19 protein-coding genes and 1 other RNA gene are annotated in these 22,789 nt (G+C 33.0%); 7 read left to right on the top strand and 13 right to left on the bottom strand.

Annotation, left to right across the window (positions count from 1 at the left end; all coding sequences use genetic code 11):
- Positions 1–27: 27 nt before the first annotated feature.
- The 8 genes from ACJJVT_RS06165 to ACJJVT_RS06130 form a co-directional block, all read right to left on the bottom strand.
- Positions 28–666, bottom strand: coding sequence for a hypothetical protein (locus tag ACJJVT_RS06165; RefSeq protein ID WP_299799903.1), 639 nt, complete (start codon positions 664–666; stop codon positions 28–30).
- Between the two features lie 158 nt (positions 667–824).
- Complete coding sequence (locus tag ACJJVT_RS06160; RefSeq protein WP_405397278.1) at positions 825–1,493, bottom strand: histidine kinase; 669 nt, start codon at positions 1,491–1,493, stop codon at positions 825–827.
- A 39-nt stretch (positions 1,494–1,532) separates the two neighbouring features.
- Positions 1,533–3,608 carry an ATP-binding protein gene (locus ACJJVT_RS06155; protein ID WP_405397277.1) on the bottom strand — a complete coding sequence of 692 codons (2,076 nt, stop codon included), beginning with the start codon at positions 3,606–3,608 and terminating at the stop codon, positions 1,533–1,535.
- Positions 3,609–3,699: 91 nt separating this feature from the next.
- Complete coding sequence (locus tag ACJJVT_RS06150; RefSeq protein WP_405397275.1) at positions 3,700–3,876, bottom strand: hypothetical protein; 177 nt, start codon at positions 3,874–3,876, stop codon at positions 3,700–3,702.
- 139 nt (positions 3,877–4,015) lie between these two features.
- The gene (locus ACJJVT_RS06145) at positions 4,016–4,747 is read right to left on the bottom strand and encodes a LytR/AlgR family response regulator transcription factor (RefSeq protein ID WP_405397273.1); all 732 of its coding nucleotides are present in this window, start codon (positions 4,745–4,747) and stop codon (positions 4,016–4,018) included.
- A 144-nt stretch (positions 4,748–4,891) separates the two neighbouring features.
- Positions 4,892–6,436 carry a hypothetical protein gene (locus ACJJVT_RS06140; protein ID WP_405397272.1) on the bottom strand — a complete coding sequence of 515 codons (1,545 nt, stop codon included), beginning with the start codon at positions 6,434–6,436 and terminating at the stop codon, positions 4,892–4,894.
- Between the two features lie 115 nt (positions 6,437–6,551).
- The gene (locus ACJJVT_RS06135) at positions 6,552–6,938 is read right to left on the bottom strand and encodes an acyl-CoA thioesterase (RefSeq protein ID WP_405397270.1); all 387 of its coding nucleotides are present in this window, start codon (positions 6,936–6,938) and stop codon (positions 6,552–6,554) included.
- 4 nt (positions 6,939–6,942) lie between these two features.
- Positions 6,943–7,998 (bottom strand): glutaminyl-peptide cyclotransferase, encoded by a 1,056-nt coding sequence (locus tag ACJJVT_RS06130; RefSeq protein ID WP_405397268.1) that lies wholly within the window; start codon positions 7,996–7,998, stop codon positions 6,943–6,945.
- Between the two features lie 133 nt (positions 7,999–8,131).
- Here ACJJVT_RS06130 and ffs point away from each other — a divergent pair.
- Positions 8,132–8,230: signal recognition particle sRNA small type (gene ffs, locus ACJJVT_RS06125), an RNA gene on the top strand.
- 89 nt (positions 8,231–8,319) lie between these two features.
- A complete protein-coding gene (locus tag ACJJVT_RS06120; protein ID WP_405397267.1) occupies positions 8,320–9,126 on the top strand; it encodes an SDR family oxidoreductase in 807 nt (268 codons plus the stop codon).
- A 37-nt stretch (positions 9,127–9,163) separates the two neighbouring features.
- On the opposite strand, the gene ACJJVT_RS06115 is transcribed toward ACJJVT_RS06120, so the two are convergent.
- Positions 9,164–10,546: a transaldolase gene (locus tag ACJJVT_RS06115; protein WP_405397265.1), complete on the bottom strand. Its 1,383-nt coding sequence runs from the start codon at positions 10,544–10,546 to the stop codon at positions 9,164–9,166.
- Positions 10,547–10,725: 179 nt separating this feature from the next.
- On the opposite strand from ACJJVT_RS06115, the gene ACJJVT_RS06110 reads away from it, so the two are divergent.
- Positions 10,726–12,348 carry an ABC-F family ATP-binding cassette domain-containing protein gene (locus ACJJVT_RS06110; protein ID WP_405397264.1) on the top strand — a complete coding sequence of 541 codons (1,623 nt, stop codon included), beginning with the start codon at positions 10,726–10,728 and terminating at the stop codon, positions 12,346–12,348.
- 32 nt (positions 12,349–12,380) lie between these two features.
- Entirely contained in the window at positions 12,381–13,505 is a 1,125-nt protein-coding gene (locus ACJJVT_RS06105; protein WP_405397263.1) for a hypothetical protein, read from the top strand.
- Positions 13,506–13,514: 9 nt separating this feature from the next.
- Here the strand turns inward: ACJJVT_RS06105 and ACJJVT_RS06100 are convergent, their stop codons facing one another.
- Positions 13,515–14,237, bottom strand: coding sequence for a hypothetical protein (locus ACJJVT_RS06100; protein WP_405397261.1), 723 nt, complete (start codon positions 14,235–14,237; stop codon positions 13,515–13,517).
- Between the two features lie 207 nt (positions 14,238–14,444).
- On the opposite strand from ACJJVT_RS06100, the gene ACJJVT_RS06095 reads away from it, so the two are divergent.
- Complete coding sequence (locus tag ACJJVT_RS06095) at positions 14,445–15,017, top strand: fasciclin domain-containing protein (RefSeq protein WP_405397260.1); 573 nt, start codon at positions 14,445–14,447, stop codon at positions 15,015–15,017.
- Here the strand turns inward: ACJJVT_RS06095 and pheT are convergent, their stop codons facing one another.
- A complete protein-coding gene (gene pheT, locus ACJJVT_RS06090; RefSeq protein WP_405397259.1) occupies positions 15,018–17,447 on the bottom strand; it encodes a phenylalanine--tRNA ligase subunit beta in 2,430 nt (809 codons plus the stop codon).
- A 127-nt stretch (positions 17,448–17,574) separates the two neighbouring features.
- Between pheT and ACJJVT_RS06085 the strand changes: the two genes are divergently transcribed.
- On the top strand, positions 17,575–18,798 hold the full coding sequence (locus tag ACJJVT_RS06085) for a peroxiredoxin family protein (protein ID WP_405397258.1): 1,224 nt from the start codon (positions 17,575–17,577) through the stop codon (positions 18,796–18,798).
- Position 18,799: 1 nt separating this feature from the next.
- Here the strand turns inward: ACJJVT_RS06085 and leuB are convergent, their stop codons facing one another.
- Together leuB and ACJJVT_RS06075 are read right to left on the bottom strand one after the other, a co-directional pair.
- On the bottom strand, positions 18,800–19,918 hold the full coding sequence (gene leuB, locus ACJJVT_RS06080) for a 3-isopropylmalate dehydrogenase (protein WP_405397257.1): 1,119 nt from the start codon (positions 19,916–19,918) through the stop codon (positions 18,800–18,802).
- Positions 19,919–19,920: 2 nt separating this feature from the next.
- Complete coding sequence (locus ACJJVT_RS06075) at positions 19,921–21,093, bottom strand: 2-isopropylmalate synthase (protein ID WP_405397256.1); 1,173 nt, start codon at positions 21,091–21,093, stop codon at positions 19,921–19,923.
- Between the two features lie 145 nt (positions 21,094–21,238).
- On the opposite strand from ACJJVT_RS06075, the gene ACJJVT_RS06070 reads away from it, so the two are divergent.
- Complete coding sequence (locus ACJJVT_RS06070; RefSeq protein ID WP_405397255.1) at positions 21,239–22,783, top strand: hypothetical protein; 1,545 nt, start codon at positions 21,239–21,241, stop codon at positions 22,781–22,783.
- Positions 22,784–22,789 lie beyond the last annotated feature (6 nt).

The following is a 22,789-nucleotide window of genomic DNA, read 5'->3' as shown; positions in this document are numbered from 1 at the left end:
TAGAGGTTAGTAATTGATTTAGAGTTTTTATTCAGATAAAAACTCTAAATCACCACTAACATAAGTATTCTTATTTACGTCGTAAATAGAAGCCTCATCATCTTTATCTAAGTAAATTCCCCAAAATTCTGAATAAGATTTTGGAGCCATATTTAATTGGTCATCATCTGCATCAATATTCTCGATATAATCTTCGAATATTGGAACAAAAATTTCGTAAGGTTTTTGAGTAAGTCCTCTTGTTAAAAACACATAATTAAATGCTATTTGTTTTAAAATATCATTTAGTTGCGTTGATATGCTTCTGTCATAAATTCTTTTTATTACAATACTGGTGTCATTTAAGAATAGTGTAAATTCTTCAATATCAATGTTGTATTGATTTTTTGTATCAAGAGTCTCTAAAGCAATATGTAATGGAGAATCTTCTTTTCCACTATTTCCCCATCTACCTGTATTAAAGTGGGCAAGTAGTTCAAGTAAATCCAAGTTGCAGGTAACTTCTAAAACTAAACTGATAGAATTAAAGGTAATATGCTGGTTGTTAAGCTTTACACTAGAAAAGTAATGAAAACCAATAGCACTTAGAAATTCATCAATACCAGAAATCTCTTTGGTATATTCTAATTTTGAATTATTAATAAAATTTTCGTAGTTAAACGGCATAAAGGTGGAAATTTATAGCATTCTTTAACATAAAGATACTTTTCTCACTTTGCAATTTGACTTAGGAAAACCTTAGAATTTCGGAGGATATTATGATAAAATGAACTTAAATAACATAAATACATGACATTCAGTAAGTTATGATTTCGTGGAGTATATTATAAAAAGCCTCGTGTTTTTGCTTCGTTTATTAAGGCAAGGTCATTACCATTTTTAACGTCGAATAAGGCTTTTAGCTGTCGTTTTCTAGCTTCTACAGTAGTATTTGCAGATCCAATTAATGGTGCAATATCTCTAGTGTGTATGCCTTGAGATAGATGGTAAAGAATCTTTTGATCTTGTTCATCAATAACGATGTTGGTTGACATTCTGCGACGTATTGCAGATAAGGCACTAGCAGTATAATAAGGAGATTCGTTAACAATGGTTTCTACCATTGTTTTAAGCGACATTTCGTCTATTTCAGATTTAACCATATACCCATCTGGATTTACGGTTTTAAAAATGTTGTTTATTCTATAATTGTCACTGTAAGAAGACATGAATACTACCTTTGAATTGGGTACTTCGTTTCTGGCAACAATACCTAAGTCAATACCTGTTCTAGGGTCTTTAGATTCTGGAGAAAATAATTGAATATCTAATAAAATTATATCGTAAGGTACGGCGCGTTTTGAAGTTTCGATCTTCGTTTTGCCCTTTTCAAAACTTGTGGCAATTTCTACCTTAACATTAAAATCATCAAATTCAGAATCCTCAAGAATATATTTATATCCAAGAGCAGTCATTTCGTGATCATCTACCGCTAAAATTCGTACAGTGTTCATAAATTACGATTCTATTGTAATTTACTAAACGTTTTTATATTAGGTATTATTATTAGCGCTTTTTTTAATCTTCATATTTACCGGAATATTAAGAGAAATTGTAGTGCCTTGTCCTTCAGTAGAATCTATATGAAAGGTGCCATTTAGTTTATCTATTCTAGAGGTAATATTTCTAATACCAATACCTTTTTTGCCCTTATTAATGTTGTAGCCAATTCCGTTATCGCTCATGATAACATTGAATTGATCGTCATTTCTATAAAAAGTGACTTCGAAGTATGTACATTTCGAATGTTTAATAGCGTTTTGAAACGTTTCTTGTATTATTCGGTACACATTAATTTTAATATCGCCAGCTAAGCTATCCCAATTTTCATCTTCGTTAAAATGAAAGATTGTTTTAATGTTCGCATTTTTGTTGTTTGCCAGAAGGGTTTCAACAGAATCTGTAAAATTATTTATTTTTTGATAAGCACTATGGCTAAGCTCGTGAGATATTGATCTTATTTCATTCTCAATTTCTTGTAAAGACCCAAGTGCTTTAGATTTTTCTTGAATCGCCTCGTCTGTAGCACGCTTATTTAAGCCTGTTAATATCATTCGGGCACCTAGCATTTTACCAAGTACACCATCATGAAGTTCTTCTGATATTCGCTTTTGTTCGAGTCGTTTTACTTCATCAACTTTTTGCTTTTGCATTAACATGAGGTTGAAAATCTCTTGATTGTTTGCTTGCTGCTGCTGGTCAAACCTAAGTTTTTGATTTTTTGCACGCTGATTGATTATAATATAGACAGAGAGACCAAGTAAAAAGAATCCGGTGGCAATACCGATCCAAATTTGCTTTTGTTTAGAAAGTACTTCTTTCTCGCTTTCAAGCTCTATATTTTCGGCTATGAACTCATCGGTTTCAAAGCGTATGCGAGCAAATTTATTTTGCTGCTTGCGGTCTTCTTTTTGTAGACTATCGTTAAGTGTAGTAAACTTTTTAAAATAGTCTGAAGCATATTGTTTGTCTAAGATTGCTAAATATTGCCATGTTTTTAAAAGCTGCTCATTAGAATTTCCTTCGTATGCTAACCTTTCAGATTCTTTGGCTTTGATTATAGCATTTAAAGTGTCTTTAGCGAATGCCTTGTATTCTGCGTAATTATAATAACTTGAGGCTAAACTACCTAGGTCATTCTCTTTCTGCTTAATTTCAATTGCTTTGATTAAAAGGTTTTCAACATCAACGGTATCTTTATTGTATAATTTAGAAGTGGCAAGATTGCTTAACGCCTTGGCGTACAGTGAGGGATTTTTTACGAATAAGTTATTAGTTCTTAAAACGTCTTCAAAATTTTCAATCGCTTTCAGGTACTGTGCGTTGTTCCTATAGGTTACTCCAGTATTATTAATGAGAGTGGATTCTTCAATATTAGAATTAGAAGTCTTTTTTAGGTAAAATAATGATTCTTTGTAATAGGATAGTGATTTGTCATATTCTTCTAAATCGTTCAAAACAATACCTAAAAGATTATAGCTGTCAGATAGTTTTTTGTCATCCTTAATCAATTTAAATTTTTCTATAGCTTTTACAGTATTTGCTTCGCTACCTATGTAATCTTTAATTTTCATTTGAATAATGGCCATTTTCAAATACAATTGACCAATGCTGGATTTATCATCTATGGCATTAAAAAGATCTAAAGCTTCTGAATAGTTGTAAAAGGCACTATCCTTAACATTATATTTTTCAAAAAAATATGCCAAATCCCAATAGGCATTGCCAATAGCAGATGAATCTTTAATCCGCTGGTTAAGCAAAATAGCTTGTTTATTTATTTTCCGGTATAATAAACTGTCAGTTATAAAATTAGTGTTGTAAGAAAGGTTTGAGAAGTATAGCGCTTTTAGAGAGTCATTGCCTATATTTTTAGCAAGATTAAATGCTTTTAATTGTAAGGCTAACTTATCTTCTTTTTTTATTTCAGGTTTATTGCTTTCAGATGCCCAGATAGAAATACTGTCTAAAGTTGTAGGTGTTTCTTGAATTACCTTTTCAGGTTTTGTTTTTGAACAACTGAGGCAAAGTAGAAAGAGTATTATTATGTAAAAATAAGACTTGTTCAAAAAAATGATTTTATAAGGATTAAAAACCAAGGTATAAAAAAATAGCCTTTAACATGATTGTTAAAGGCTATTTTTGTTTTATAGAGCTTATTTATGCAATACCTTTTGGCGGTTTTCTATCATCTGGTGGCAAAGCACAATCATTACAAGTTAAGGCTTTTGAAATGTCGTTCATGAAGTCAAATTCACTAGCTGTGTTTTGAATAATCGATGTTGCCATACCTATAGTCATTATCGCAACTGCTAAAATACTTGTAACTTTTTTCATACTGTTTCTGTTTATTAGGGGTTTTTGGTTTATGATACAGCCAAAGTACTACCGTTCGTTAAGCAATGAGGAACGTATTTTAAGTCTTAAGTAGATGACCTGATTCTGTTAGTAAACGAACCAATTGTGAGAGAATTCTTTAATTTAAAGAAGAAAAGGTGTTTTTAGACAGAATATTCTTAAGGTTGTTCATATTCTCTCTGTATGTCTTTGAGAAAGGAATATTCTCGTTTACCGCTTTAATTGCGCAGATAGATTTTCCGAAGTTGATACGAGATACATAACTTGTGTTTACAATATAACTTTGGTGAACACGCATAAAATTATCTGGCAAGGTATTTTCAAAAGTCTTTAACGTTTTATAGGCGTTGATAATTGTACCGTCTTTCATGAAAAATTCGGTGGTATTGTTATCTGCCTTTAAGTAGAGGATATCGTTGGTGTTTAGGTATTGAAAATCGTTATATGATTTTAGGCATATAGTAGCGGGCGCCTTCTCTTTTGGCATTCTTTTTTGCAGTTTCAATAATGATTTTCGAATATCGAATTCATTAAATGGTTGTAGCCAGTAATCGAAGAACCCATTTTTTATAGCATCGTAAGCGTAATTCTTTGTAGATGCAATACCAATTAAAATAGGTAGCTGATTCATATATTGATGTATTTCAGTAACCATTAGAAATACAGATGAATAGTCATTATTAAGATTGATAAAAACAATATCTGGAGTGTACTTTAAAATATCATTTAATCCGTCTGAAGGGTTGCTGGTAGTATTTATGCATTCAAAGTCACCATATTCATCTAAAAATGCATGTAACTGCAAATTAGAAACAGCATCAGAGTCGATTATGGTGTAAGTATAATTCAAATGAAATAGCGTATACTACGAAATTAAACATAGGTAAGAAAAGCTAGACCTAGAATGTCCTTATAAAAAGGGAGGACATATTGATAAAATGAGTGTTTACGGGACTTGTGAGAGAAAAATCTTTCATTTATTCCCGAAATACGATTAAAAATCTTTCTCTTTTGCTTGATAAGCGCCTAAATCTGGCTTAGGTATTCTTACTGTTTCAATGATATCTAACGGAGTAGAATTTGCAATATTTAAATCACCTTTATCGATGACTTCAGAATCTAGTCCAATTCTAAAATCATTATCAAATGGATGAAAATAATCCAATTCTCCATTTAAAATAACATTAGGGTAGTGGGCTTCATCTTCGAAATCGTAAAATATATTATTTTCAGCGGAAGACTGATTTTCGTTGAATTTGATATAACAATTTTGAAAACTAAAGTTGAAAGAATTTTGATTATTGCTTTGAAGTAAAATTTCATTAGCACTATTTCCGTCGATGATGCAGTTCTTAAAATCTGCAACCAATAAATCAAATCCGTTATTTGAGTTGGTAATCGAAGTGTTGCTTATAGCTAAACTAGCATTAAATCGAAACCCTTTGTTCCAGTAGTTAGCAATTGTTGCATGTGTAAATGAGTAATTACCACCATTCTCTATAAAAAGAGAAGAGCTGCCTGCGCTGCCTAATATGAGATTGGCAGCATTTACGTGGGCATTTTTAGTCCACAGATTATAAGTTGAGCTATTAACTATCTGGCTGTTTGTTATGGTCAGGGTTTCTTCTGGTTCATTCTCTAGTCCTTCAACAAATAAGCCTAATTCAGCATTTTTAATAGTTAAATGATTGATGTGGTTATTCTTGCTTCCAGCACTTATCCAAATAGCTCCCCATTGCCCTGGTATATTGTTGAATTCGGTTTCAAGTCTGTCACCCTCAAAAATAACTTCACTTTCTAATAGTTCTTCATTTTCACTTAATTCCCCGTTGATACTAATCGTACCACCATTTTGCACTAAAATTCCAGAGTTTTGATGAAAATGCACACGCGCACCTGCATCTATAATAAGTTCATGTTGGTCTGGGACTATTGCATAACCATAGATAACGTAAGATTTATCTTTTGTGAAATTCAAATGTTCATCAGGTACTGTAAAACCCTCTATTTCAATTGGGTTTCCTGATTCATCATTATAAAGCACAATAGCTTCTGTGCTGTTGTTCTGGTTTATATTAGGATAGAGTAATATGGCATCTTTTGCTAAGGTCACTAATTCAACAGATTGCTGAAAGGGTTCGCTATCAAATTGAATGGCATCGGTGTATAAGAGTTCGTTTAATGTATTGTCATTAATCTCAATGGTTGTTTCGACTAAAATAAAAAGGCTGTCTTCAGCGTAAAGCGGAATGTTTTCAAATTCTTTGCCCGCAACACCGTCAACATTTAATCTATAAAAACTTTCATCACCTTTTTTAAGGGTAATAGTAGGTATGATGATATCATCTTTAGTGTCGTTATAAACTTTTAATGTATACGTGCTGCTACCAATATTAGAGAAAACGGTGTCTAGGTAAACGGTGTCTTTAGAAAACGAAAGATGACCGTTACTTGGGGCATATTCAAAATCTTTTCTACAAGAAGTGCTCCAAAGAATAGTAAATAAAATAGTGAGTACAGTTAAGATTCTAAGGCGCACGTTAATAAGGTTTTACTCGATAATCGAGGTTTAAATACTCCGAGGCTTGTCTCGAAAATTAAAGGTCGTTTTCTTACGAATGCCTCGTGGGCTTGTCCCGAGGTTGTTTACTAAATTAAAGAAATATTTGTTTAATTTCTTCAGGTATTCGTGTAGGTCTGTAAGATGTACTATCAAGAAGACACCATTCTGTGCTTGATCTAACCAATAACTTTTTGGTCGTGCCGTGTTTCATCTCTACAATTCTAACACATTTGGCACCAGAGCTAGATTCTATGTGTGTTGATATAACAATTGGATCATCTAGTACTGCTGCCCGTTTGTATTCAATGTGATGAGTTAATACTACCCATATGACAACTTGCTGCATTTTTTCAGTTGCTACGGTTTGCCAGTGTTCTTTAGAAATGTTTTGTATCCACTGTACATAGCGCACATTGTTTACATGGTTTAAATCGTCTAAATCATCATGCGAAACAATAATCTCTTTTTGAAATGCCATATTGCTATTTTTTCTCTATTTGCACTTCAAACATTTTGTCCCAGAATTTACCGGTAACAAAAAATGTCTTACGTTCTGGGTGATATGCAATGCCATTAAGCACGTAGTTTGTTTTATCCCAATTTTCAGTTTTAGTAATAATTTCACTTAAACCGCTAAAATTGATAACACCTTCTATCGCACCAGTTTTGCTATCAATAATCATAACACTTGGTTTTTGATAAACGTTGGCATAAATTTTTCCATCTACATATTCTAATTCGTTGGCTGAATTAAATATTGATGAATTTGTTACTGTTTCTATATAGCCTTCCTCCGTCATCGTATTTGGATTCACAAACCATATTTTTTCTGTTCCATCGCTTTTAAAGATTTTAGAGCCGTCGTTAGTTAATCCCCAACCTTCGCGACTTTTTCCGTATTGAAAATTGTCTAATTTTTTAAAAGAGTTTAAATCATATATAAAACCAAGCCCACTTTGCCATGTAAGCTGATAAATTTTATTGTTTAATATAGTGATGCCTTCTCCGAAATAAGTTTCGTCTAAATCTATTTGTTCAAAAACTTCTCCAGTTTTAAAATCTAATTTTCTTAAGAAAGATTGTCCCTTTTTTCCTGTTGACTCATATAGGGTATCATTATGAAATTCTAAGCCTTGTGTATAAGCTTTAGTATCGTGTGGGTATTCGTTAATGATGGTGTAAGTATAAATTTCAGGAGCTTTGTCAGAAAGTACTTTCAGGTTTTTATTAATATCGACGGTTTCACCATCAAAAGTAATTTTTGCCGTTAGAATTTTGTTTCCTAATGTGGGTAAATCTATTTTGATTTTATCATTATTGACCGGAATTGTGGTGCCATCAATGCTATATTCAATACTTTCTATCTGTTTTTCCTTTTTATTTTTAATACTAACACCGATTTCTTGGTTCAAATTAACTTGACTTGCATTTTTTTCTAAGTTAATTTCGAATAGAGATGATGGTTTTTGGTTGCCACTGCCGCAAGCGGTAAACAAACTGGTAATAAGAGCGATACAGAAAAAATTTACGATTTTCATTAAGAAAATGGGTATTTAAGTTTAAGTAATACGTGAGTACAAGAAGAGTTTCTTTTTATTAATGGGCAATTTAATTCATAAAAATTAGAAACTAAAGGATTGTCAAAGTTTTAAAAGATTGTATATTTGCACCTGGCAAGTCCTACACGACCAGCTCCTGTAGAATCCCCCAGGGTGGGAACACAGCAAGGGTATATGGTCGTAGCGGTGCGATGTAGGTAGCTTGCCTTTTTTTGTGCCTTAAAGTGAAATTTTTAAATTTAAGGTAACAGATTCAAAACCAATTCTATATAACGTTTAGCATCGCTTATTTTCTATAAAATGAAAAAAAAAGTAGTACTAATTACAGGCGGATCTTCAGGTATTGGCAAAGCAATAGGTATACATTTAAAAGAAAAAGGGTATAAGGTTTACGGTACAACACGTAGCAAAAGTAAATATCCTTCATTTTCAGATTTTCCACTTTTAGAGATGGATGTTAGAAATGTAGAGACCATAAAAAGTTGTATTACATCATTATTAGCGCTTGAAAATAGAATTGATGTATTAATTAATAATGCAGGCGTTGGTATAACAGGACCAATGGAAGAAACACCGCATGAAGAAGTTTTAAAAGCCTTTGCTACCAATTTCAACGGACCATTAAATGTGATGAACAATGTTTTGCCCGTTATGCGTGAGCAAAAAGATGGACTTATTATTAATATAACCTCTATTGCTGGTTATATGGGGTTACCGTATAGAGGAATATATTCAGCATCGAAAGGAGCATTAGAAATTGTAACCGAGAGTTATAGAATGGAGACGAAAGCTTTTGGCGTGAAGCTTACAACATTGGCGCCTGGCGATTTTGCTACTAATATTGCTTCAGGTAGATATCATACTCCTGTATATGAAAATTCAGCTTATAGAAATGCTTATAAGAGTACTTTAGAAGCTATTGATGCAGATGTAGATAGTGGTGGTGATCCAGCTGATGTAGCTAAGAAGATTGCTAAAATTATTGAAACCAAAAATCCTAAACCTCACTATAAAGTAGGTTCATTTATTCAAAAATTCTCTTTAACGCTCAAGAATTTATTACCAGGCCTTTGGTTTGAGAAGTTACTTGAAGGGCATAGTTCTTAATAATCTAGAATAAAATTTACAGAAAAAATTAAGATTACTAATTCTTGTAGATGTTAGAAAAACCGTCTACTATTACCGAATTTTCAGTTATAATAGCTTTGTTCATAGGGTAAAGTACTAACTTCTCGGTAAGCTCTTTAAAATCATTGCTATGATATTGTGCTGAAGGGTCTACACCGAGCGTGGCTATAATAGTTTTCCATTGGTCATAATCGGTTTTAATATTAATACCGATAAGCTCATGGTCAGGTTTCTTTTCTTTAAGGATAGAAACTCGTTTAAATATATCTAAGTATTGCTTTTTGTTGGTGCCAGACCAGAAATAAAATAAAACCTTCTTGTTGGCTGCAATTTCAGTTAATGTCTTGCTTTCATTGTTAAAGGTAATCACCTTTAAATCGGGAATAACCTTGCTAGGTTGAAGATTTGCAATACCTTGATAAAGGTTTTCAATTTCTTCTAAATGCATATTGTTTTTAGAAACTTTCTTAAATTCAGTTAAGAAGATTTCTGTGTTTTCAGGCGCATCTTTTTTCTTTAATAAATAATCAAATGCTACATTTCTAAAAAGATTATCTCTTAATTCTTTTTCAATTACGAGACTGTCAATTAAATGTAATTTATGTTTCTTGTAATGTAATTGCTTGCTTTCGTCTTCATGGGCATTCTTGCACTCAGTTTTACAACTCATATATGATAAGTTGCCAAAATGAGCCTTCATGAAATCGTAATAAGGTCTAAGATAAGTTAATGTGTGATCACCGTAATTTATTTGATTTCTATACGCGTAAAAGTCTTTTGGTAAATCATGAAAATTTTCCTCAGCAGTTTTTCTTTTATGTTTAAAGGGGTATATTTCTTTATATCTATTGTAAGTGTAATCTATACTGCCGGTTAATAATTTAATAGCTTCTTCAGAAATTAAATTTTCTGAATTTAATTCGTTTAGTATAGCAATTTTGTCTTGCCTTAGAGATTCTATTTTATTTGCAAAGTCTAAGGGTTCTAGTTCGTAATACTCAGAATACATAGCAGAATCTTCTTCTTCAGTTGCAAGAAATAGCTCCAATAAAAAATTATTGGTTTCTTCATTACTGCCAGAAAAAACTAAAGACTCATCAAAATAGATAGTGTTAAGCCTAACCATAAGACTATCACCTTTTTCTAGGTAAACATATTGATGTTCTGGAGCCAAATTAAAGTGATATAAACCGTTTTCAATAGATGAAAGCTTAAACTTAAATCGGTTTTTGTCATCAATTTTTGCGGAATCGACCTTTACGCCGCCTTTCAGCAAAATAACTTGATCACTCGTAGGGTTCACTATTTCACCAGCAAACAGTATCGTTTCAGAATCTTTTTTTGTAGAGGAACAACCTAATATTAAGGCTGCGCATGCAGAGAGTAAAATTCTTGTCATATAGTATATGGGACTGGTGTTAGCCAAAAATAATAAACCTAATCACCAGATGTTGTTAATAGCTAGTTAAATGTTGTGAACCGCTAACTTAAGAATCTTTTGTCGAATTTGATGCTAAACTAGGTAGTGTAAGCCTAGAAATTCAGTATTTTTGCACGGATTTTTAAAATTTTGTTTCTATGTTATCTGTTTCTAATCTTTCTGTTCAATTTGGTAAACGAGTATTGTTCGATGAAGTAAACGTTGCTTTTACCCAAGGTAATTGCTACGGTATTATTGGTGCCAATGGTGCTGGTAAATCTACTTTTTTGAAAATTCTTGCAGGTCAAATGGATCCAACTTCTGGTCATGTTCATTTAGAGCCAGGTAAGAGAATGTCAATATTAGAACAGAATCATAACTCAGCTGATGACTTTACGGTATTAGAAGCGGTGGTAATGGGAAACAAACCACTTTATGAGATAAAGAAAGAAATCGATGCCCTTTATGCTGATTATGATGATAAAAATGCAGATAGAATAGGGGAGTTGCAGGTGAAGTTTGAAGAAATGAATGGTTGGAACGCAGATAGCAACGCTGCAGCATTACTTTCGAATTTAGGTATTAATGCAGATCTGCATTTTACGTTAATGTCTGAGTTAGATTCTAAATTAAAAGTACGTGTACTTCTGGCACAAGCGTTATTCGGTAATCCTGATGTTTTGATTATGGATGAACCTACCAACGACCTGGATTATGAAACAATCAGTTGGTTAGAGAATTTCTTGGCAGATTATGAAAATACGGTTATAGTTGTAAGTCATGACCGTCACTTCTTAGATACGGTGTGTACTGATATAGGTGATATTGATTTCGGAAAATTAAATTTATATTCTGGTAACTATACGTTTTGGTATGAGAGTAGTCAATTAGCCGCTCGTCAACGTGCACAACAAAACAAGAAGGCAGAAGAAAAAGCAAAAGAATTACAAGAATTTATTGCTCGTTTTAGTGCAAACGTTGCAAAAAGTAAGCAAGCTACTTCTCGTAAAAAAATGCTTTCAAAATTAAAGATTGATGATATTAAGCCTTCTAGCCGAAGATACCCAGCAATTATTTTTGATAGAGAGCGTGAAGCTGGTGATCAAATTTTAAACGTAGAAGGACTTTCTGCGTCAACCGATGAAGGTGAACTATTATTTAGCAATGTAAACATCAACTTGGCAAAAGGTGATAAAATTGCGATAATATCGAGAGATTCTAGAGCTACTTCAGCATTCTATGAAATCATAAATGGAAATAAAAAAGCTGATAAAGGTACTTTTCAGTGGGGTATAACAACTACACAGTCTTACTTGCCTGCAGATAATTCAGATTTCTTTACTGGTAACATCAATTTGGTTGATTGGTTACGTCAATACGCTAAAACAGAAGAAGAGCGCGAAGAAGTATACATTCGTGGTTTCTTAGGAAAGATGTTATTTAGTGGAGAAGAAGCACTTAAAAAGTGTACTGTTCTTTCTGGAGGAGAAAAAGTGCGTTGTATGTTAAGTAGAATGATGTTAATGCGTGCTAATGTTTTAATGTTAGATGAGCCAACAAACCACTTAGATCTAGAAAGTATTACGGCATTTAATAATTCACTAAAGAATTTTAAGGGTACTGTAATGTTAACTACTCATGATCATGAGTTTGCACAAACTGTTGCGACTAGAATAATAGAATTAACTCCTAAAGGCAACATTGATAGGTATTCAACGTTTGATGAATATATGTCTGACAAGGCATTGAAAGATCAGCGTAACAAAATGTACGCCAATTAAGCATAGAATAGATTAACCCAAATCGATGTTTTATGAAAACCTACAAATATGTGGCTTGTTTTGTGCTGGCCTTTAGTTTCTTCGCATGCGAAAAATCTTCAGAACAAGTTGATGAAGAAATCGCTGTTAATGTACAAGCTGATTACACAGTTTTTTTAGAAAATAACAACCAGTTAAATGGTGTTGTTGTGGCATCTGCGAATGATGAATTTGCTGTAAAAAGCACCGTAAGCTCATTTGCTAACATTCCGTCAAATGCTTTAAAATATCGAACAACAACCGATATTGGGTATTACTCCACTACTAATTGTCAAGCAACATTTCAATGGTTTAATTCAGAGGACTCTTCTTCAGAGTCAGTCGCTCTATTTAGTGATTTAGATGTATGTTCAATAAGTGTACTTGCAATGGCGTATTCAAGTGAACTTGTTGCTGTTGCTTATGAAAGAGAGTTATTGGGTAAGGACAAACAATTTGTAATCCGCATAAATTCACTAAATAAGGTAGCAGATGGTCCTGCTGAAATTTCTTTAGATAAGAAACCAATAGATATTGTTGTGTCATCAAATCGTTTATTTGTTTTAACGTTAAATGAGTTTGTAAGTGATGAATTTCATTTATCGGTAATTGATTTGGATGATAATGAAGTTTTAATGGAATTAGATTTAGGTTTAGATGCACAGCGTTTATTTACTAATAACGCTGGTAAAGTGATTATTAGTTACCCAGAGTTACATACTATTTTAGATCCCTTGACTTTAGAAAAATCGTATACTACATATGGTGAGAATACAGAACCAGGATTCGTTACAACACAAGATTTTTTCTTAGATGGCGCTGGTAAATTTTATTTTCAAAAAAATATACCAAATGCAGAAATTGAAGAAGTGCCAGCGATATATGACTTTGAAAAGAATAGTACTGTAGTTTATCTGTTTGAAAATTTCTTGACTGAAACTGAATTGAATATGAAGTACAGTATAGTTCAAACAACATCAATAGCATATGATGAGCAGAACAATTATGTTTTAATAGGTTATCAGAAAAAAGGACAAGTAGATAAAGGTGGAATTCTGAGAATAACTCCTGCTCCCGATTTTAAACTTATTGATAATATTGATTTAGAGGGTGTTCCAAAAACCATATTTGTAAAATAGCGTTTGTAATTAGCTATTAAAGTATTTACTGTTCCAAATAGCTGGGTTAAAGTTTTTGCCCATGGCAAATCCGTAAAATATTACCACGGAAGCAATACACTTGAACATAAAGAAGAATAAAATCCAAAACTGAGCATTTGTATTCGATTTAGAGAAAAGTCCATCTGGTATCAGCAACGTTGTAGCAAAACTCATCAGCAGAACTAAAAAGGCTAGATTTACAATACTTTTAAAAGGCCACATCAATAACTTTCGTAATGGGTGTAGGTCATTTCCCCATTGGTGTATTAAATAATGATATCCATTCCCAATAGGGGCAAATAGCAAAGGATCATCTTTATCTTCGAGTTTGAAAAGTTTAGAAGGTGCTATTATTTTAAATCCCTGTATTTCTAAGTTATGTGCTCTTTCAAGACTTTTAATTTTTGACAACGCTTCAGCGGGTATTGTTCCTTTAAAATATTTAGTATCTAAAAAGCGTAAACGATAATCTATACAAATTTGTTTGATTTCGTCTATATGATAAATTTTAGAGCTTTCTAATAGGTCTATATTGAAATTATTGTTAGGTATACCTTTACTTTTTATTACATTTTTTTCAATTCTATCTAATTCAGCGTCTACATTTGAAAGAATTTTATATACCTCTTTCATTCTTTCATCTTCTGATAAAATCTGCTTATTTCTAACTTTAGAAAGTTTCTGTTCAATATTTGTTTTAGATAGCAACATTTTCTTCTTTTTTAGCAATACACTCAAAGTTAGTTAATTAGTTATTTCATCAGATTCTTGTTTAACTTAATTAAAAGTTAATAAAATGTTAAAATTGTTCTATTGCGCAATATCGGTTAGGTGTCAAAGACATCTAATTGTATATTGACGACGAAATCGAACCGTTTATCGATTTTAAGAACATTTGCCCCTTAAGAACCACCTATTATGAAAAAATGGACATCCCTCATGTCCCTGTGTGCCCTATTTTTAGGGCTTCAGACCTATGCACAGGACAATGCGATTGATTTTAAATTTGAAAACTTAATATCAACTATTCAATCGGAAAAGTCTATTATAGAACGTACTGCAACCTTTGAAAATCATTCTTCATTATTAAATGCACTTAGAGCTACAAACCTAGATAAGGTTTTGGATTATACCGGAGAATTTACGGTTTTTGCACCTTCTAACCTTGCATTTGAAAAGCTGTCAAAAGCGACTATCGATAAGTTATTTGACCCAGAAAATAAGAAGGCATTAAAAGCAATGCTTTCTTACCATATTATAGCAGATAAGTTATCGGCATCTAGTATTTTAAAAGCGATGTGCAGAGGTAATGGTATCGCAAAATTTACTACCATACAAGGAGATAAAATAACTGCAACGATGAAAGGTATAGACATTGTACTTACCGATAAATCTGGTAATAGTGCTATAATCACAACGGCAGATTCTAATCAATCAAACGGCATCATACACGAAGTTGATACCGTTTTTGTTCCAGAAAAAATGTTTTAATTAACGAAGTGTTGCACCTAAATTACGTTCGTAAGTACTTTGTAATTTAGACATAATCTTTTCTATTTGCTTTTCGGTCAATGTGCTTTTATCATCTTGCAAAGTGAAGCTCACTGCATATGATTTCTTGCCTTCTGGTAATTTTTCACCTTCATACACATCAAAAAGAGTCATGTCTTTTAAATATTTACGCTCTGCACCAAAAGCAAGGTCATGAAGTTCACGATACGTAGCTTTATTATCTAAAAGTAACGCAAAATCTCTTTTTACTTCTGGGTGCTTAGGTATTTCTTTAAAGGTAACAGGTGTTGTTGTAATTTGTTTTAAAACAGCTCCCCAATCAAAATCAGCGTATAATATATCTTGTTTTATATCAAAATGTTTTAGAATAGACTTTTTAATCAGCCCGAAAGAAACCAATTCTTTTTTCTTGTTTGTAAATGTTAAGCCTTCTGAGAAAATTGTAGAAGTGGTAGGTTCGCTTTTTAAATCAGATAAACCAAGTCTTAATAATACCGATTTAACAATAGACTTTAATTCAAAAAAGTTCGTAGGCACAGCTTTTGTTGTCCAGCTATCTTGAACAGAGTCTCCTGTTAATAAAATACTCAGATATTTTGGTTCTATTCGTTTATCACCTTTGGTGTAATATGTTTTACCAAATTCGAACAATTTTAGATTACCTCTTCTTCGGTTAATATTATAACTAGCACTTTCTAAAGCAGAGAACAACGAAGTTCTACGCAATACAGAAAGATCACCACTTAACGGGTTAATAATCTCAATAGACTTACGTTCCTCATCTTCATTTTCTAATAAGGAAGTATAATCAGGATTCGTTAAACTATTGGTTAAAATTTCATAATAACCTTTTGCGGTCAATGCATTACCAATGGTGTTTTGAATGGTATGGTCTGCAGTTGCTTCTGTAGTAGCAATTGATGCATTTAACTTTTGGCTGAAAGCAACATTGTTATAACCATAAACTCTTAAAATTTCTTCGATAACATCTACCTGGCGTTGTACATCAACACGGTAAGATGGTACTTCAAGACCCATACCGGCTTCGGTAACATTCTTAACCTTAATGTCAAGAGATGCCAATATTGATTTAATAGTGTCTTGCGGAATTTCTTGGCCTATTAGCTTGTTGATTTTTTTAAATGCAAGAAAAACTTCAAAATTAGGATGCTTTTTAGGGTAGAGGTCATAAACGTCAGAGGTAATTTCTCCGCCAGCAATTTCCTTTATTAATAACGCAGCACGTTTTAAACTGTATTCTACATTTTCAATATCGATACCACGTTCAAATCTAAATGAAGCATCAGTATTTAAGCCATGCCTTTTGGCCGATTTTCTAATAGAAACCGGATTAAAGTATGCACTCTCTAAAAATATAGATGTAGTTTCTTCTGTTACTCCTGAACCTAATCCGCCAAATACACCAGCTAAACACAAAGGTTTTTCGGCATCACAAATCATTAAGTCATCTTCATGTAAAGTTCTCTCAACTCCGTCTAAGGTTGTAAATTTTGTCCCTTTTGGTAAAGTCTGAACTAAAATTTTATTACCCTTTATTTTTGCGGCATCGAAAGCGTGTAACGGCTGCCCAAGTTCGTGTAGCACATAATTTGTAGCGTCTACAACATTGTTTTTTGGCGTAAGACCAATCGATTTAAGTCTATTTTGAAGCCAAGTAGGCGAGGGTTGAACAATTAAATTGCTTAATGTAATACCACAGTAACGCGGAGCGAGTTCCGTTTTTAATACATCAACATCGATTTTAAGTGATCGGTCGTTAATATTGAAATGACTTGTAGAAGGTGTAATCAGTTCTTTGGTGATTTCCTTTTGTTTAAGTCCTGCTTTTAAATCTCGAGCAACGCCGAAATGACTCATGGCATCAGCACGATTTGGTGTTAAGCCAATTTCAAAAACTTCATCCTCTTCAATATCAAATACCTCTGAACAAGGTGTTCCGACTTTTAGATTTTTATCAAGTACCATTATGCCATCGTGACTGCTACCTAGACCTAATTCATCTTCGGCGCAAATCATTCCAAAGCTTTCTTCTCCTCTGATCTTTCCTTTCTTAATGGTCCAAGCTTCACCTTCAGCGGTATATAGTGTTGTGCCTATTGTGGCTACAGGTACTTTTTGTCCGGCAGCTACGTTTTTAGCTCCACAAACAATTTGTACAGGTGCTTCTAAGCCAATATCAACCATAGTGACATTTAGCTTATCGGCATTTGTGTGTTTTTCGCAACTTAGTACGTGACCTACAACAATACCTTTTAATCCGCCTTTAACAGATTCAAATTTCTCAACACCTTCGACCTCTAAACCTAAATCGGTTAAAAGTTCTCCGGTTTTTTGTGATTCCCAATCTATTTGTATGAACTGTTTAAGCCAGTTATATGATATTTTCATTCAAAAAATTTATAGGTTGCAAAGATAAAACAATGCCCTAATACATTCAATAAGCTATGAAGTCTTTATTTTAATTTTTAATTCTGCATTTTTAATTGTTTATTAGAAGTTAAATTAAAAATTAGGTATGAGATATAGTATTGCAGTGCTATCCGTTTTAATGTTATTGGTTGGGTGTAAGCAGAATACGCCGAAAGTAAATTTGTCTGAGGGTATTTGGCTTGTGGAGCTAGATGTAATGGACAGCCAAGTGTTACCATTTAATTTAAAAGTCAATAAAAAAGCAGACGGAAGTTATGCAATGCAAATTTTTAATGCGGAAGAAGTTATAGATGTAGATGAAATTGAAATTAAAGGTGATTCAATAATTATGCAGACCCCTGTTTTCGAGGGTTATTTGGCGGGTACTTTTACCGAAAATAGAATACAAGGTCAGTTTATTAAAGAAAGTTTAGATAGAATAGTACCATTCAATGCTGTATATGGTACTGAAGATAGATTTGAAGCTAAAAATGAGCGCACTGAGAATAATGTAACGGGTGTTTGGGAAACCTATTTTAGTCCAGATTTAAAAGAGGAATATGTAGGTAAGGGTATTTTCTTGCAAGAAGATAATAGAGTTACGGGTACTTTTAGAACAACAACAGGAGATTATAGATATTTAGATGGCATACTTGATGGTGATTCTTTAAAATTATCTGCTTTTGATGGGGCTCATGCATTTCTGTTCAATGCAAAAGTTACCGATTCTAGTATGAATGGTGTTTTTTATTCTGGTAATCATTTTAAAGAACCTTTTGTTGCTACTAGAAATGATGCTTTCGAACTGCCAGATCCTGATTCTTTAACTTTTTTAAACGAAGGGTATGATAAATTAGCTTTCACTTTCCCAGATGTAAAAGGTAATATGATTTCTTTAAGCGATGAAAAATATCAAGGTAAAGTGGTCGTTGTTCAGTTAATGGGGACATGGTGCCCGAATTGCTTAGATGAAACTAAATTTTTGGTAGATTATTTAGAAGATAACAATGATATTGAAGTTGTCGGTTTGGCATTTGAATCGGCAAAAACCAAAGAAATTGCAATAAAAGGCATTGAACGATTAAAAGATAGAATAGGGGTGAGCTATCCTATTTTATTGGCGCAATATGGTACTTATGATAAGCAAAAAGCACAAGAAAAATTACCGATGCTTAACCATGTTTTATCGTACCCAACCACTATATTTATTGACAAAAAAGGGGGTGTTCGAAAAATTCACACAGGATTTAACGGTCCTGCTACAGGTGAGAAATTTGTTGAATTCAAAAAGGATTTTAATGAATTGATGACCGAATTGATCAGTGAGTAATTTATATAATAGTAGATTTTCCTAAGCCGATATTTTCATCATTTATACTAAAATTACCATCTAATTCCATGATATTGTCGGCTATAAAATCACCTACGTAGTTGGTGCCGTATTTAGAACTTCCTAAAATATCTGGAGTAACTATTTTCTTAGAAAATGATTTTAAAACTGCTGCTACAACGGCATCAGATTCTTCATTCATTTTAAAATGTTGTAATAACATGGCCATGCTTAAAATAGAAGCTACTGGGTTTGCAATGTTTTTACCTGCAGCATCTGGGTAAGAACCATGAATTGGTTCGAACATAGCATGCTCAAGTCCGACAGAGGCTGATGGCAATAGTCCTATTGAACCTGCAATGACGCTACCTTGATCAGAAAGAATATCTCCGAACATATTATCGGTTAAAATGACATCAAATTGAGCCGGATTTAAAACCATTTGTACGGCAGCATTGTCTATCAATTGATAGTTAAGCTCTACATCTGGGTAGCTTTCGGATATTTGCGATACAACACGTCTCCATAATCGCGAAGTTTCAAGTACATTGGCTTTGTCTACCAAGGTTACTTTCTTTTTTCTGGAACGAGCAGATTTGAACGCTAAATGAGTAATTCTACTAATTTCAGATTCACTATATGAACATATATCTGTTGCGATATTTTTTTCCTCGTCAAAAGTTTTTTCGCCGTAGTAAATTCCTCCAGATAGTTCTCTGAAAATTACTAAGTCTGTATCTTTTACTTGAGCTTTTGATAAAGGGGATTGCTTAACTAAAGAAGGAAATACTTTAACAGGTCTGATATTTGCAAATAGACCTAGTTTCTTACGTAATTTTAATAACCCTTGTTCTGGCCAAATTTTTGCTTTGGGGTTGTTATCAAATTCGGGTAAGCCCAAAGCACCGAATAATGTTGCGTCGGTACTTTTACAAAGTTTTAGAGTTTCTTTTGGTAATGGACTACCGGTTTGCTTAATCGCAGAAGCACCAATGAGTCCTTTTTGAAAAGTAAAACTATGACCAAAAGTTTCTTCAACAGAACGTAGGCACTTAATAGATTGTGCTACGACCTCAGGTCCAATTCCGTCTCCTTCTAAAACAGCAATGTTTAAATGCATAATTAGCTAATACTTTGTAAATCTATATTTGAAGTCTCAATAATTTGATGAATATCATCATCTTTTACTTCTTTTCTTGTGTCGGCATACTTTAAAAATTCTTGATAAACATCGTCAAGCTGTACTTTAGATAACTCATAACCTACAATTTTTGCTCTGTAAGCTAGTGCGGCTCTACCACTCCTAGCAGTTAAAACAATAGACGATTCAGTGACGCCAACATCTGCTGGGTCAATAATTTCATAGGTTTCTCTATTTTTTATAACACCATCTTGATGAATACCTGAGCTATGTGCAAATGCGTTAGCACCAACAATAGCTTTATTTGGTTGCACCATCATACCCATTTTATTAGATACCATTAAGCTAGTATCATAAAGTAATTTGCTATTTATGGTAGTGTCATAATTTAAATCTGGGTGTTGGCGTAAAATCATTACAACTTCTTCTAAAGATGTATTGCCTGCACGTTCACCAATACCATTAATAGTACATTCAATTTGTCTTGCACCATTTATGACACCAGAAATTGAATTTGCTGTAGCCAAGCCTAAATCATTATGACAGTGACAAGATAAAATAGCTTTTTCTATGCCTTTTACATTTTCACTTAAATATTTTATTTTGGCACCATATTCGTCTGGCAAGCAATAACCAGTGGTATCTGGTATATTTAAAACAGTAGCACCTGCCTTTATAACCGCTTCGCAAACACGAGCTAAAAACTCGTTATCTGTACGACCGGCATCTTCGGCGTAAAATTCAACATCTTCTACAAAGGTCTTTGCGTATTTAACCGCATCGACTGCACGCTCTATAATAGCATCTCTGTTAGAATTGAATTTAAATTTAATATGAGAGTCAGATGTACCAATACCAGTATGAATTCTTGGCATTTTAGCATATTTAAGAGCTTGGGCCGCAACTTCAATATCATTTTTGACCGCACGGGTCAATCCACAGACTGTAGCATTTTTAACGAGCTTGGCTATGGCTTCGACAGATTGAAAATCTCCCGGGCTAGAAACAGGAAAACCGGCTTCGATCACATTAACACCTAGTAAATCTAGGCGTTCAGCGATGACCAATTTTTGTTCCCGGTCTAATTTACAGCCCGGTACTTGCTCTCCATCTCTTAAAGTAGTGTCAAATATTTGTACTATCTCTTTACTCATTATATTTACGTAGTTTTACTCGTCAAACGAATATATAACCTAAAATATAAGTTACTTTAATGTTGTTAACTTGTTTACAACGTTAAGTCAGTTTTTTAGGTATGTAAAGAACTGATTAACAACTATTTAAACTCTTATTATTACGATGACAAATGCGCATAAAGATGCTTTGTTCGTTTTGGTTAAGTCACTTTCTAAATCTGAAAAGCGTCAGTTTAAGCTTTATGTGGGTCGATTAGGTGTAAACACAGATGCCAAATTTTTGGCGCTCTTTAATCTATTAGATAAAATTAAGCAATACGACGAGAAAACTATTTTGGAAAGTGGTATTGTTAAGAAGGCCCAACTTTCTAATCTAAAAGCACACTTATATAAACAGATTTTAGTGAGTCTAAGGCTAAATCCTGTGAACCAAAACATAAGGGTTCAGATACGTGAGCAGTTAGATTTTGCTACAATATTATATCAAAAGGGACTCTATAAACAAAGTTTAAAAATTTTAGACAAGGTAAAGGGCATTGCTATAGAGAATGAAGAGAAGAATATAGCGTATGAAATTGTTGAGCTTGAGAAGATAATTGAAACTCAGTACATTACAAGAAGTATACCCGATCGTGCCGATGAACTTGCTATACAGGCAAAAGAATTATCTGGACATAATGTAATGACCAGTAAGCTGTCAAATCTTTCTTTACAGCTCTATGGAATGATGTTAAAAGTTGGGTACGTTAGAAGTGATGAAGATTATCAAAAAGTGAAAACTTATTTTAATAATCATTTGCCATTATATAATATTGAGGACTTAGGGTTTCGAGAAAAATTATGGTTGTATAAAGCCTATTTATGGTACAGTTTTCTTACTCAAGATTTCTTATCATGCTTTAAATATGCCAGTAAATGGGTGGATCTGTTTTATGATCATAAAGACATGATCTATTTAAATCCTGTTTTCTTTTTAAAAGGGAACCACTATTTGCTAGAATCCCTTTTTTATGTGCAATACAGTTCTCAGTTTAAAGAAGTTTTAGAGCGTTTAGAAACGACTATTAAAGAGAAAGATTTTCCTGATAACGATAACATCAACTCCTTGGTATTTATGTATTTAAATGCCAATAAGTTAAACTTGCATTTTCTTGAAGGTACCTTTGAAAAAGGCTTGTACTTGGTAAAGATTATTGAATATGGTATAAATAAACATAGAGATCGAATAGATGTGCACCATGTTATGGTACTCTATTATAAAATAGCCTGCCTGTATTTCGGTATTGGAGATAACAAAACCTGTATTCAATATCTTAAAAAGATTATTGATAATAAGAATTTAAAAATGCGTGAAGACTTAATGTGTTTTGCACGTGTTTTGAGTTTAGTTGCTCATTATGAGGCGGGTATGGACTATCATTTAGAAGTTCAATTAAAAAGCACCTATAAGTTTCTTTTAAAAATGGACGATATGCATGCTGTGCAAAAAGAGATGATTAAGTTTCTTAGAAGTCTAGGTGGTATCTATCCTAACCAGTTAAAGGCAGAATTTCAGAAGTTATATAACGAACTTAAAAAGTACGAGGATCATCCGTACGAAAAGAGGGCTTTCTTGTATTTAGATATATTATCATGGTTAGAGAGTCATTTACAGAATAAACCAGTTTCTCAAATTATGAGAGAAAAAGCGCTGGCTAAAATACGCTAGGCGTAA

Origin of the sequence: Maribacter sp. Asnod2-G09 (genome assembly GCF_045063795.1) — a bacterium.
Lineage (GTDB): Bacteria > Bacteroidota > Bacteroidia > Flavobacteriales > Flavobacteriaceae > Maribacter.
Note: the sequence above shows the minus strand (reverse complement) of the source record. Positions and strands in the feature narration are given on the sequence as shown.

What these genes read in the sequence shown, in the direction of transcription:
- ACJJVT_RS06070 (WP_405397255.1), top strand. Translation starts at nt 21,239, where the DNA reads ATGACAAATGCGCATAAAGATGCTTTGTTCGTTTTGGTTAAGTCACTT.
- pheT (WP_405397259.1), bottom strand. Translation starts at nt 17,447, where the DNA reads ATGAAAATATCATATAACTGGCTTAAACAGTTCATACAAATAGATTGG.
- ACJJVT_RS06150 (WP_405397275.1), bottom strand. Translation starts at nt 3,876, where the DNA reads ATGAAAAAAGTTACAAGTATTTTAGCAGTTGCGATAATGACTATAGGT.
- ACJJVT_RS06085 (WP_405397258.1), top strand. Translation starts at nt 17,575, where the DNA reads ATGAGATATAGTATTGCAGTGCTATCCGTTTTAATGTTATTGGTTGGG.
- ACJJVT_RS06105 (WP_405397263.1), top strand. Translation starts at nt 12,381, where the DNA reads ATGAAAACCTACAAATATGTGGCTTGTTTTGTGCTGGCCTTTAGTTTC.
- ACJJVT_RS06110 (WP_405397264.1), top strand. Translation starts at nt 10,726, where the DNA reads ATGTTATCTGTTTCTAATCTTTCTGTTCAATTTGGTAAACGAGTATTG.
- leuB (WP_405397257.1), bottom strand. Translation starts at nt 19,918, where the DNA reads ATGCATTTAAACATTGCTGTTTTAGAAGGAGACGGAATTGGACCTGAG.
- ACJJVT_RS06100 (WP_405397261.1), bottom strand. Translation starts at nt 14,237, where the DNA reads ATGTTGCTATCTAAAACAAATATTGAACAGAAACTTTCTAAAGTTAGA.
- ACJJVT_RS06135 (WP_405397270.1), bottom strand. Translation starts at nt 6,938, where the DNA reads ATGGCATTTCAAAAAGAGATTATTGTTTCGCATGATGATTTAGACGAT.
- ACJJVT_RS06095 (WP_405397260.1), top strand. Translation starts at nt 14,445, where the DNA reads ATGAAAAAATGGACATCCCTCATGTCCCTGTGTGCCCTATTTTTAGGG.
- ACJJVT_RS06075 (WP_405397256.1), bottom strand. Translation starts at nt 21,093, where the DNA reads ATGAGTAAAGAGATAGTACAAATATTTGACACTACTTTAAGAGATGGA.
- ACJJVT_RS06165 (WP_299799903.1), bottom strand. Translation starts at nt 666, where the DNA reads ATGCCGTTTAACTACGAAAATTTTATTAATAATTCAAAATTAGAATAT.
- ACJJVT_RS06130 (WP_405397268.1), bottom strand. Translation starts at nt 7,998, where the DNA reads ATGAAAATCGTAAATTTTTTCTGTATCGCTCTTATTACCAGTTTGTTT.
- ACJJVT_RS06120 (WP_405397267.1), top strand. Translation starts at nt 8,320, where the DNA reads ATGAAAAAAAAAGTAGTACTAATTACAGGCGGATCTTCAGGTATTGGC.
- ACJJVT_RS06160 (WP_405397278.1), bottom strand. Translation starts at nt 1,493, where the DNA reads ATGAACACTGTACGAATTTTAGCGGTAGATGATCACGAAATGACTGCT.
- ACJJVT_RS06115 (WP_405397265.1), bottom strand. Translation starts at nt 10,546, where the DNA reads ATGACAAGAATTTTACTCTCTGCATGCGCAGCCTTAATATTAGGTTGT.